The following is a 12367-nucleotide window of genomic DNA, read 5'->3' as shown; positions in this document are numbered from 1 at the left end:
GTATTCTTCAGTTCTCTCTATTTGCTGCCGTCTCTCTAATGACAGAAAACGACTCGCATAAACTATTTCACAATATGCATTATAATAAATTGTTCATGGTTTTAATGCTACTCCTTTGCGGAGCTGCTAAGACAAAGGCAGAAAACGTGGTACCTCACAATGAGATACACCAGCCGACGGCATACTATGTAGATGTTCTCCATGGCAATGACCGTGCTAAAGGAAGAAGCCCTAAAAAGGCTTGGAAGACGCTGGAAAGAGCCAGCCGACAATTTCTGGAGGCAGGTGATCGTCTGTTACTGCACCGTGGACAGGTTTTTCGTGGTGAACTTGAGGTGAACGGAAAAGGCACTGCTGCAGGACGTATTTTGGTCACATCCTATGGTCAAGGAGCCATGCCTCGAGTGGTCGGTAACGACAACTCACAGTGGGCCCTAAAAATCAACAATTCCGACTATCTCACTTTGAGAGGAATAGAAATCGTCAACACGGGAAAGGAGCGTAAAGCTCACCGCACGGGTCTGCTGATAGAATGTATGGATTACGGAGTGTCGCGCAATATCACCATCGACTCTGTCATCGTGCGTGACGTCAATGGTTCTCTGGTAAAAAGCGAAGGCGGGGGTTGCGGTATAATGATACAGAATGGTGGCAAAACGAAGGAGTCAAGATTCGACAGTCTGATCATCAAAAATTGCCATATCTTACGATGTGCTCGCAATGCCATCATATGGAGCGGTAACTTCAATCGCCACCACTGGGCACCCAGCACCAATACGATAGTTCGCGGCAATCTCATCGAACAAGTGCCTGGTGACGGCATAGTGCCTATAGGCTGCGACAGTACTTTAATAGAATACAACGTGATACGCGACTGTCCCGACATGCTGCCCGACACAGAGGCTGCTGCAGGTATTTGGCCATGGAGCTGCGACAATACGGTCATTCAATTCAACGACGTATCGGGCCATAAGGCACCATGGGATGCCCAAGGTTACGACTGCGATTACAATTGCCGGAATACGTTAATACAGTATAACTACAGCCACGAGAACTATGGCGGACTCGTATTGATCTGCGATGACGGCGAGGCAGACAGCTACAGCCTTGGCAACCAAAACAGCATCGTGAGATATAACATCAGTATTGGTGACGGCATCAGACCAAAGACCACACGCACAGGAAAGATGTTCTCTCCCAATATACACATTGCTGGGCCTGTGATCCATACCAACATCAACCATAACATCCTTCATTCATCTAAAAAACCGAAGCCCGAAATGGATCGCACCATGATACTTGCCGACTCTTGGGGAGGTTATGCCAATACAACGACAATAGCTCATAACATCTTCTACACGGCAGAACCCAGCAAATTCGACATGCAACACTCCACCCACAATTTCTTTTCCGCTAACTGGTATCTGGGCGAATACGGGAAATTGCCGCAGGATGTATCTCCACGGTATAGCAGCAATTACTATCAGCAACACATCGTCGACACGGATCCAAGCGGGTATATTGGTCTACAGCGTTTGATGAACGAGCGGATCATCTACGGCGTTAAAGCCTATGCAGTCGATGCTTCCAAAATCCACTCATTCTTTAAAGCCATGGAGCAGTAGGCTAAAAAGATGGTACTCGAACACGAAACCTAAATGGAGAGATTATACCCTAACCCCATTACCGTCTGACATGGAGACTCGTGTGTAGTCCTTATACCACTGGTAAAAAGCATGTATACCCTGCTGAACGGACACTTGGGGAACAAAGCCAAAATCGTGTTGCAGGCGCGAAATGTCAGCATAGGTACAACTGACGTCGCCGGGTTGCATAGGCTCCATCTTCAGGCGTGCCTTTCGTCCAGTTTCCTCCTCGATGACCCTGATGAAATCCATCAATGCCACCGGACTCGAATGCCCCACATTATAGACCGTGTGAGGAACGGTCTCGCCAGACGGATGTCCGGCCACGAGCAACATGGCGTTGACCACATCGTCGATATAGGTAAAATCACGTTGCATGTCACCATGGTTGAACACATGAATCGGAGTGTCGTCAAGCACAGATTTCATAAAAAGAGACGGTGCCATATCGGGTCTCCCCCACGGACCGTACACGGTGAAGAAACGCAGCCCGGTAGCCGGTATGCCATAGAGTTTGCTGTACGCATGTGCCATGAGTTCGTTCGATTTCTTGGTGGCAGCATAAAGGCTGACAGGACTATCGGTCATGTCGGTTTCAGAATAGGGAACCCGATTGTTCATGCCGTAAATGCTACTTGAACTGGCATAGACGAGATGTTTCACCGGATGGTGGCGACAGCTTTCCAAGATATTGAGAAAGCCGAAAATATTGCTTTCGACATAAGCAAACGGATTCTCTATCGAATAGCGAACGCCGGCCTGTCCCGCAAGATTGAAAACGATGTCGAACCCCTCAGAGGCAAACAGAGCCTTCATGGCCGTACGGTCAGTTAGATCCATCTTCATAAATCTGTAGAGAGAGCTTCGGGTGCTCTCCACCATGCTATGTTCGGCAATGGCAGTTGATGGAATACCCACGTCGGCCAGTCGTGCATATTTCAGTGCTGGGTCGTAATACGAATTGATGTTGTCGATGCCCACCACTTCATGCTGTTTGCCTATCAGGGCTTTCACCAAGGCTGCGCCTATAAATCCGGCCGCGCCTGTCACTAAGATTTTCATAAGTTGTGTTGTTTGTTTTCGTTCATGATCAGAGAGAGGTTTCTGGAGTAAGCTATGACGCCAAAACCCTGTCCAACAATAAGCACCGGATCTCTTCGGATGATACCATAGGTCAGTATGAACAATGATCCCAAAAGGCTGATAATCCAAAATCCAGCCGGAAGACGCGACTCGTGTTCTCTTCGCGAATAAAGCCACTGATAAACAAAGCGAAGCGTGAACAGCACCTGCCCCACGGAACCGAATATCAACAACCAAGGCTTCACCTCATCATTGTGCAGAAAGCGAGCCAGGAAGTCGGCAGAGTGCTCGCTTACAAACGCTACAGCCACCAAGGGCGTGCACAGCAGTACTAAGCGCAGAATCACAGGAAGCTGGTGCCAGACTCCCTTCATTTTCAGATTCCAAAGGTATATGTAATAAGCAATGAATTGACCAAAGATAATCGCAAAGTCATTCCTCAGCCAGCCGTATATGCATAGCAGATAGGATCCCATGAGGCTGAGCACCCAAAAAATCGTGGGCGAGAGCACACGGCGTGCCTTTTCGGAGAGAATCCACTGTACCAGGATGCGTGCTGAGAAAAAGCCCTGAGCCAAAAATCCGATAGCCAACGTGGCGATGCTGCTACTCATGGCGATGGTTGGTGTCCAAGTGATTGCATTCTGATAAACTGTAATTAATGTATCGCTTTCTCATCCAACGGTAGGCAAAACAATCGATAAGCGGAGACACCAGACGGTTGCGCAAGTGATATTTAGACTCACCCTTAACACGCGGAAAGTGACGAACAGGGATTTGTTTCACCCGCCCGTTCTGTAAAAGTACGAGAGCAGGCAGAAAGCGGTGCATACCCGTAAAGAAGGGAATGCGTTTGGCAACATCTGTGTGCATCACCTTAAGTGGACAGCCAGTGTCTTGTACGCCGTCATGGGTCATCATATTACGAAAGCCGTTGGCGATGCGCGACTGAATTTTCTTGAACGTGGTATCTTTGCGATTTGCTCTTATTCCAGTCACAATTTCGTAATCACTGACATAAGGAAGGAGTGCATTGAAATCTTCTGGCGTGGTTTGCAAGTCGGCATCCATATATCCGACATAGGGCGAGTCGGTTGCATCTATACCAGCCTTCAGGGCCGTGCTCAGTCCTCCGTTACGCGACAGGGCAAGATAAAAGAAATCCGGATGGGCAGAACATACTGACTTGATTCGACGGAGGCTTTCGTCTGTAGATCCGTCATCCACAAACATTACACATGCATCGCATATCGAGTTTGGCAGGAAAGTTGTCAGCCTTGATTCCAATGCGGGGATATTGTCTTCTTCATTGAACACCGGAACAATGATGGTCAACTTGTAATTGGAAGTTTTATTAATATTGCTCATTTTTTGTAATTTACACGCAAAGATAATAGAATTGCCACCTTATTATTTGAGATAGACGACAGCGAATGGCCCAACAACAGAAGCTTTCTCCATATCAAAATATTTCAGGTCGCGCTGACGCACCATCAGCACTGTATGATGATGGGAGCGCACTTCTTTAACATCGGGTGTCTCTATGACATCAACCGGCCGTCCTAAATATACATCCATATTGTCTGGTCGTCTCACTTTCCACACGGCGATGCGGTCTGTCCTTTTATCTCTGGCCATATCCAGCGATGCACGGCACAATGCCTTGTAACCTATCCATGGATTAAGGGCAGGCAATGCCCATCCGCCTATGAATAGTGTACAGGTAAGTCCCAGGGCAAGTGTACGTAGACCCGACGCCAAAGTTCTCTTCATCCTGAATCGGTTCCATAATGCCCATAAACCGGTCAAGGTCATGGCAAATGCTGCAGTATAGACGGCTGGATGTCGCAAGTAAACTGTGCTTTCAAGTGAAAGGGCAAAGAGGGCAACAGGTAGCACCACCACAAAGAGGGCAGCAGTTATAATAAAAAGCAGGTTGAGCCATGTCGTCCGCTTGAATCGTTGCAAATATAATGCTGCAAGATAAACTGCGAACGGAAAAGCGGGCAGTAGGTAGACTTGCAACTTGGAACTGATGCACGATAGCATGACGAACGTTGATATGAAAACGGAACAGAAAAAGCGTTGGAGATCCGTAGCGTACAACTTTCGAGTAGCTGCAGCGACCAACAGGCCGATAACCAGCAGCGACCATGGTGCGATGGAGTACCATACGGAGATGCCATAATAATAGAACGGTGCCTTGTGATGGAAGGAGTTGACCGCACGGTCTATGGTTTGGTGAAAAAGCAAATTGTTCAGATATTCCTTGCCGGCCTCTGCATACACGGCGCTGAACCAAAGCAGAAATCCTACGATCAGCACGCACCACGTACGTGCCCCCCAATATCTTCCAAACTGTCTAATTTTTCCTGTCCAAAGCAGAAATACAAGCGTAGAGCACAGAGGCACCAACAACCCAACCATTCCCTTACTGAATACAGCAAGGAATATATAAATTGGGAACTGCCAAGCCACTGCCTTGTTAATGTCGGGACTCGTATACATGCAATAAAAAGCTCGGAGTGCGAGTACAATAAACATGCACATCAGCATGTCCATACGTAGCGTAACGGCCAGTCCAGCAAAGAGACCTGCAGTGAGCAACATCATCTGAGCCATGCTCCGGATTTCCTGATCCATCTCGGTGGAGACCCACTTATCCATGGTTCGGACGATTACGAGTGCCGGGATAAGCGAGTCTAAAGATAGGAACCACATCCGATGGGCACCAAGAAACCACTTGCCCAGCATAACAAACCAAAAATAAAGTGGGGGTTTGTCAGCATAGACAGCTCCATGGTTGGTAAAAGTGAAAAAAGTGTGATGTCGTAAGGCTTCATCAGCAATACTGAGATAACGCAACTCGTTATCCGGAGTGAAATCGCGCAATAGCAATATAGGCAGCAAAGCTACACAAAACATAAGATAATACAGATTGCCGGACTGTTTGACTTTATACCCCCCAACCAACGATTTCATTTTTACTCACGATATGATTCAATGTCAAAAGTCGCCCTCTGTTGTCCTTATTTTCCGAAATATCATATAACGTTCTGAACAACATACAAGTCGACCCCCTACATAATTTAAATGCAATATTCGCACTTTTTTTCGAGATATGCAAGGTTTTTTATATATTTTGCTTGGAGTCAGCGTTGCTTTTCACTGTTTTACACCGATAGCCCCAGCCCACAAAGTTTTCATTCAGCAAAAGCTGCAACAACCATTCTGGTTTGACCAACACGCAAGCGGAAATGGTGTTTATGGGCGTTCGGTGAACAACTGAAAATGTGTACGAGAAATTTTCAGTACAAACTTTTAACTATTATAACAACCCTTTTTCATCGAAATTTAGTAACTTTGGAGCAGAATAAAAATAATTTAAAATGCATTTTAAATGGAAATACGATCCACCTACATCAAACAACATACAACAAGCTAAGGAATTAGGCGAAAAGCTTAACATCAATCCCATTTTGGCAGGCTTGCTCATCAAGCGTGGAATAACCACAGAGAGTGCTGCCAAGCGATTCTTCAGACCCCAGTTGGCTGACCTCATAAACCCTTTCCTCATGAAGGATATGGACGTGGCAGTAGACCGTCTGAACGATGCAATGGGACGCAAAGAGCGTATCATGGTGTATGGCGATTATGATGTAGATGGATGCACAGCAGTGGCATTGGTATATAAATTTCTGCAGCAGTTTTATTCCAATATAGAATACTATATTCCCAGCCGTTATGACGAGGGATATGGCGTGAGCAAGAAAGGAATAGACTATGCCAAGGAAAACGATGTTAAACTGATTATTATTCTCGACTGTGGTATCAAGGCAATCGAAGAAATTGGCTATGCCAAGAGCATTGGTATAGATTTTATTATATGTGACCATCACGTCCCCGATGAGGAAATTCCGCCCGCGGTAGCTATTCTGAATCCCAAAAGGACTGACGACACCTATCCTTTCAAGCAGCTGAGTGGCTGCGGGGTGGGCTTTAAGTTCATGCAGGCTTTTGCAAAAAACAACGGAATACCATTCTCACGACTCATCCCCTTACTTGACTTCTGCGCCGTAAGCATTGCGGCAGACCTGGTACCTGTAGTGGATGAAAACCGCATTCTGGCCTTCCACGGACTGAAACAACTCAACCAGAATCCGAGCGTTGGTCTGAAATCTATTATTGATATATGCGGTCTTAGCGGGCGCGAGATCTCAATGAGCGACATCATCTTTAAAATTGGCCCACGCATTAATGCATCCGGACGCATGGAGAACGGCAAGGAAAGTGTGGAGTTGCTTGTAGAGAAAGACTTCAGCATGGCTTTGGAAGAAGCTCGGCGAATCGACGAATATAATGAACAGCGCAAGGATATTGACAAACAAATGACTGAAGAAGCCAATCAAATCGTTGCTAAACTCGAAAGCCAAGAACACCATTCGAGTATCGTACTCTATGATGAGCATTGGAAAAAGGGGGTTGTCGGCATAGTGGCTTCACGTCTCACGGAAATGTATTTCCGCCCAACAGTCGTGCTCACCCGCGATGGTGATTTTGCCACAGGATCGGCGCGGTCGGTCATGGGCTTTGATATTTATTCTGCTATAAAACATTGCCGTGACATCCTGATTAATTTCGGAGGGCATACATACGCAGCCGGGCTGACGTTAAAATGGGAGGATATCCACGAATTTTGCAATAGATTTCATAATTATGTGGAAGAACACATAGAGCCCGAGCAAACCGAAGCTTATCTGGATATAGATGCTGAAATCGACTTTAAGGACATCTCCAAGCGACTGCACAATGACCTGAAACGCTTCTCCCCATTTGGACCAGGCAATACGAAACCTGTATTCTGCACCAAAGGCGTGTATGATTATGGAACCAGCAAGGTTGTTGGGCGTTTCCAGGAACATATTAAGCTTGAACTGGTTGATTCCAATTCGAGCACTGTGGTTAACGGTATCGCCTTTGGGCAAAGTGCATCGGCTCGATATATCAAGTCGAAACGCTCGTTCGACATTGCCTATACAATTGAAAACAATGTCTTCAAGCGTAATCAAGTGCAACTTCAAATTGAGGATATACGTCCCGCAGAAAGTGAGACATCAATCGGCGAAGACAGTAAGCAACGGTGACGGACCACTATTTACAAATTCTTGAACAATACTGGGGGTATAAAGAGTTTCGGAGCATTCAACGGGAAATCATTGAAAGTATCGGCTCTGGAAAAGATACTCTCGGGCTAATGCCCACGGGCGGAGGCAAGTCTATCACCTTTCAAGTTCCGGCATTGGCTCAGGATGGGGTATGCATTGTGGTCACTCCACTCATTGCCTTGATGAAAGACCAAGTGCAGCACCTGCGTGAAAAGGGCATCATGGCTACAGCCGTTTACTCGGGAATGTCGAGAGCTGAGATTCTGAAAAATCTGGAAAACTGTATTCTTGGTAACACCAAGCTACTATATGTGTCGCCCGAACGCATTGGATCAGCTATTTTTCAAACCAAGCTAAAACACATGAAGGTGAGCTTTATCACCGTGGATGAAGCCCACTGTATCAGTCAGTGGGGGTATGATTTTCGTCCATCCTATCTCCGGATTGCTGATATTCGAAAGCTTGTGCCCGATGCGCCAGTGCTGGCTCTCACTGCTACAGCCACTCCGCAAGTTGTTGATGACATTCAGAAACAACTCAATTTTCAGGCAAAAAACGTATTCAGTATGAGTTTCGAGCGACGAAACCTGGCATACGTAGTGAGAGAAGCCACAGACAAAGAGACCGAACTCATACATATATTATCAAGACTTCAAGGCAGTGCAATCGTGTATGTGCGGAGTCGAAGAAGATGCAAGGATATTTCGGGCATGCTCGAACGAAATAATATTTCCTCCACATTTTATCATGCCGGACTGGAACCAACCGTCAAGGATGAACGCCAAAAGCTGTGGAAGCAAGACCAGAAGCGTGTTATCGTTGCTACCAATGCGTTTGGCATGGGCATCGACAAACCCGATGTCAGACTGGTGGTGCACATCGATTGCCCGGACTCCATCGAAGCATACTTTCAAGAGGCAGGCCGAGCCGGACGTGATGGTAACAAAGCTTACGCGGTACTGTTATGGAACAATAGCGATCATCGCAAGCTCATCAAGCGTATAGCTGATAATTTTCCCGAGAAAGATTATATTAAGGATGTCTATGAACATTTGTCCTACTACTATACAATAGGTGTGGGGAGCGGGTTTGAACATACCTTTGCTTTCGAAATCGATAAGTTCTGTCATACCTATAAATATTTTCCGATTATGGTGAATTCGGCCCTGAAGCTGTTGCAAAACGCCGGATACATCGAATATGAGGTTGATCCAGATGCCAGCGCACGACTCATGTTTCTATTGGGGCGAAGCGAACTTTACCGACTTAACGAACTCTCTCCACACGAGGAAGCAGTTATTACGGCCATTCTTCGCAATTATGGTGGACTCTTCACCGATTACGGATATATCGACGAAGCGCTTATAGCTATGCAAGCCGGAATTGGCAGAGAATCTACCTATCAAGTGCTCAAGACGCTCAGCAGAAAACATATCGTGCATTTTATCCCCCAACGCAAGACACCTTATATTACCTACACGCAAAGTCGAGTGGACATCGACGAAATGGTTATCGCGAAAAATGTGTATGAAGACCGGAAGGAACAGTTTACCAAACGCATCGAAGCCATAATCGAATATGCTTCAAACAATAATGTATGTCGAAGCCGCCAACTTCTTCGATACTTCGGGGAAACGAAATCACACGATTGCAACGTATGCGATGTGTGCGTTTCCAGCAGAGTGGACAGAACTTCCGGTGAAGATGACAAATACGCTCGCCAAGCCGTTATCGTTCTTCTTAAAGATGGAGAAAAACATATGATCAACGAGCTACACCAGCTCAACATTCCCAAAAAACAGCTTGACAACGCCTTGAGATATCTGGTGAACGAAGAGATAATACATTTGGATGGTTCGTTGATCTATCTATAAACAGATGGAGCGCATAGTTCATCATACACGTGGACTGTAGACAGCCATATAACGAAAAGCCCTGAACTTTCACAAGTTCAGAGCCATGACATGATATAATTATAAACTTTAATTGTTTTCCGGACGGAGCTGACGCACTGTCTCTGCGGCACGCCACATTTCCATATCGTGCATTTCTTTCAACTCAGCATTCAGTTTTTCACGATAGTCTGGCTGAGAGTTTCTGTCTATGGAAATCTGTGCTTCGGTTCCATTCTGCACACTCAGATAAAGCCACTCCATCACTGGCTTGATCGCAGCTTTAAAACGTGGACGCCAATCCAGAGCACCACGCTGTGCCGTGGTGGAACAATTGGCATACATCCAGTCCATTCCTTTTTCTCCGAACAACGGGCCAAGACTTTGTGTCAGCTCCTCAACGGTCTCGTTGAAGGCTTCCGATGGTGAATATCCATGCTCACGGAGGGTTTCATACTGAGCCTCAAGCAATCCTTCAATAGCTCCCATCAGTGAGCCACGCTCGCCAGTGAGGTCAGAGATAGCCTCGCGTTGGAAAGTTGTTTTAAACAGATAGCCGGCACCGATACCAATACCCAAAGCGATGGTTTTATCCTCTGCCTTGCCGGATGCATCCTGATAAACAGCATACGAGCAGTTCAATCCACGTCCTTCGAGGAACATAGTGCGGAGCGAAGTGCCCGACCCCTTAGGAGCAACCATAATAACATCGATATCCTTTGGTGGAACAACTCCTGTGCGGTCAGACCAGTTGATGGCAAATCCATGGGAATAATACAAGGTCTTTCCAGCAACAAGTAATGGCTTGAGCTTGGGCCACAAGGCAATCTGACCTGCATCAGACAACAGCATGCAAATAATGGTACCTTTCTTGACTGCTTCCTCGATAGGAAACAGCGTTTTGCCTGGCACCCATCCGTCTTCGACCGCCTTCTGGTAAGTCTTACCCTCACGCTGACCTACAATAACATTGAATCCATTGTCGCGTAGGTTACCGGCCTGTCCTGGTCCCTGAATGCCATAACCAATAACTGCTATGGTTTCGTCTTTCAGCACCTCTCGTGCTTTTTCCAAAGTAAACTCTTTGTTGGTGATAACGGTTTCCATAACACCACCAAAATTCATCTCTGCCATAATCTATGTGTTTTAATAACGTTAAATATCTTTTCCAAAATTCAAGGAAATCCTGTTTTGTTCAATTTTCGCCCACAAAGGTAACAAAATAATAGAAAATAAGCAAATAGTATTTCAACTATTTGAAAAATAAAGCAAACATCTTACAACTTCCACCTCTTCTTGATCTCCTTTTGTTACGCTCACGCAATATTCACCATCATTATTGCTCTGCTTGTAAAAATTGAGTCTGTCGCCCAGATGACTTTCTGCCACATAGGATATTTCCATCCTTTTAAGAAAGTTCGATCGATACCATTCCAAATTGAAAAGATCGAGTATATGTTCTATGTATTTGACAGAATTGACATGCCCATTCACATCTATATCATTATAATATGTGTCACAGCTACGCACAAACGTTGCATCCTTATCTATCTTCACACGTCCGGGATTATGAATAGGACACGCTTTTTCCGTTTCGATATATTCTAAAATCAATCCATCGTGTATACTTTGCAAATCCGCAGGGCGACGAGTTTGAGTATCAATCAGCGCCCAAATGCTGCGCCCATATCCGTAAACCTTTTTGCCGTCCCGAGCGACAACCGCAAAGTTTCGACTTGTAAACGACCTCATCGTTCCATCTACCCAGGTTTCAATCGAAAATTCATCATAGGCTTCAGGCATATCCGTTATTTCCACGGCCAGTCTGGACAACACCCATGTTTTTTGAATGGTATTGAGATAATGCATGCCATAACCACGTTCGTTGCTGTGGAAATCGGCCGCATTAAGCATTGCATTTCCCAAATGACCCATGAACATTCGATTTTGAAAATCGCAATGGAACGGTTCTGCAATAAAATCATACCGCCCCACCTTGGGTAACTTTTCGTCCTTCTGCTTGTCGTTCGTCATTACGTTTATATCATTGTCTCGTCCTGTCCATTGAGGTATTCCGTAATTGGTTCCTCAAAACTACGGGTTACAGCGATACGACCCGAGCGTGAATATTGCAACAGACAGTTATAAGCACTCAGCTGATCGTACAAGTCGGCGATATCTTCTGTCAGACCAGCAAGCAACACAGTGGAGTAAGTCGGGTTGACTTCCATCATACGCGCATCGTGCCTGCGTATGGTTCGTGATATTTCCGGATTGTCTAAAAGTGCCAGCGTGGAGATTTTATACAGGGCAACTTCATGGATAAACAACTCGTCATCCGTGTAGTAGTTAGCCTTGATCACATCTATCTTTTTCTCTATTTGCTTTGTGATTTTCACAATCTCATCGGGTACACTCCAACACGTTATGGTGTATTTGTGTATACCCTCTATGCTCGATGCCGACACATTCAGACTTTCAATATTCACCTGGCGACGTGTAAACACAGCTGTAACCTGATTCAACACACCAGCTACATTCTCACTATATACTAATAAGGTATAAAACTTCTGCTCCATTT

The 12367-nt window shown here is 45.8% G+C and carries 10 protein-coding genes; 3 read left to right on the top strand and 7 right to left on the bottom strand.

The features are described 5' to 3' along the window. Window positions 1-74: 74 nt before the first annotated feature. Entirely contained in the window at window positions 75-1625 is a 1551-nt protein-coding gene (locus HMPREF0645_RS05510; protein ID WP_044123426.1) for a right-handed parallel beta-helix repeat-containing protein, read from the top strand. Window positions 1626-1667: 42 nt separating this feature from the next. Here HMPREF0645_RS05510 and HMPREF0645_RS05505 read toward each other — a convergent pair whose 3' ends face one another. From HMPREF0645_RS05505 to HMPREF0645_RS05490, 4 genes are read right to left on the bottom strand one after another with little or no spacing between them, the layout of a single operon-like run. After that, window positions 1668-2708 carry an NAD-dependent epimerase/dehydratase family protein gene (locus HMPREF0645_RS05505; RefSeq protein ID WP_007173922.1) on the bottom strand — a complete coding sequence of 347 codons (1041 nt, stop codon included), beginning with the start codon at window positions 2706-2708 and terminating at the stop codon, window positions 1668-1670. Next, on the bottom strand, window positions 2705-3343 hold the full coding sequence (locus HMPREF0645_RS05500) for a lipid-A-disaccharide synthase N-terminal domain-containing protein (RefSeq protein ID WP_007173921.1): 639 nt from the start codon (window positions 3341-3343) through the stop codon (window positions 2705-2707). Before HMPREF0645_RS05500 ends, HMPREF0645_RS05505 begins: the two co-directional genes overlap by 4 nt. Continuing rightward, complete coding sequence (locus tag HMPREF0645_RS05495; RefSeq protein WP_044123425.1) at window positions 3336-4088, bottom strand: glycosyltransferase; 753 nt, start codon at window positions 4086-4088, stop codon at window positions 3336-3338. The genes HMPREF0645_RS05500 and HMPREF0645_RS05495 overlap by 8 nt, the downstream gene beginning before the upstream one ends. Window positions 4089-4139: 51 nt before the next feature. Beyond that, the gene (locus HMPREF0645_RS05490; protein WP_245544005.1) at window positions 4140-5654 is read right to left on the bottom strand and encodes an ArnT family glycosyltransferase; all 1515 of its coding nucleotides are present in this window, start codon (window positions 5652-5654) and stop codon (window positions 4140-4142) included. Between the two features lie 464 nt (window positions 5655-6118). On the opposite strand from HMPREF0645_RS05490, the gene recJ reads away from it, so the two are divergent. Together recJ and HMPREF0645_RS05480 are read left to right on the top strand one after the other, a co-directional pair. Next, the gene (recJ, locus tag HMPREF0645_RS05485; RefSeq protein ID WP_007173917.1) at window positions 6119-7873 is read left to right on the top strand and encodes a single-stranded-DNA-specific exonuclease RecJ; all 1755 of its coding nucleotides are present in this window, start codon (window positions 6119-6121) and stop codon (window positions 7871-7873) included. Continuing rightward, on the top strand, window positions 7870-9768 hold the full coding sequence (locus tag HMPREF0645_RS05480; protein WP_007173916.1) for a RecQ family ATP-dependent DNA helicase: 1899 nt from the start codon (window positions 7870-7872) through the stop codon (window positions 9766-9768). The genes recJ and HMPREF0645_RS05480 overlap by 4 nt, the downstream gene beginning before the upstream one ends. A gap of 108 nt (window positions 9769-9876) precedes the next feature. Here the strand turns inward: HMPREF0645_RS05480 and ilvC are convergent, their stop codons facing one another. From ilvC to ilvN, 3 genes are all read right to left on the bottom strand, one after another. Beyond that, complete coding sequence (ilvC, locus tag HMPREF0645_RS05475; protein WP_007173915.1) at window positions 9877-10920, bottom strand: ketol-acid reductoisomerase; 1044 nt, start codon at window positions 10918-10920, stop codon at window positions 9877-9879. Window positions 10921-11034: 114 nt separating this feature from the next. Further along, the gene (locus HMPREF0645_RS05470; RefSeq protein ID WP_007173914.1) at window positions 11035-11820 is read right to left on the bottom strand and encodes an acyl-[acyl-carrier-protein] thioesterase; all 786 of its coding nucleotides are present in this window, start codon (window positions 11818-11820) and stop codon (window positions 11035-11037) included. 5 nt (window positions 11821-11825) lie between these two features. Beyond that, window positions 11826-12365, bottom strand: a complete 540-nt coding sequence (gene ilvN / locus HMPREF0645_RS05465) for an acetolactate synthase small subunit (protein WP_007173913.1) — start codon at window positions 12363-12365, stop codon at window positions 11826-11828. Window positions 12366-12367: the final 2 nt, after the last annotated feature.

This window comes from Hallella bergensis DSM 17361 (assembly GCF_000160535.1).
Lineage (GTDB): Bacteria > Bacteroidota > Bacteroidia > Bacteroidales > Bacteroidaceae > Prevotella > Prevotella bergensis.
Note: the sequence above shows the minus strand (reverse complement) of the source record. Positions and strands in the feature narration are given on the sequence as shown.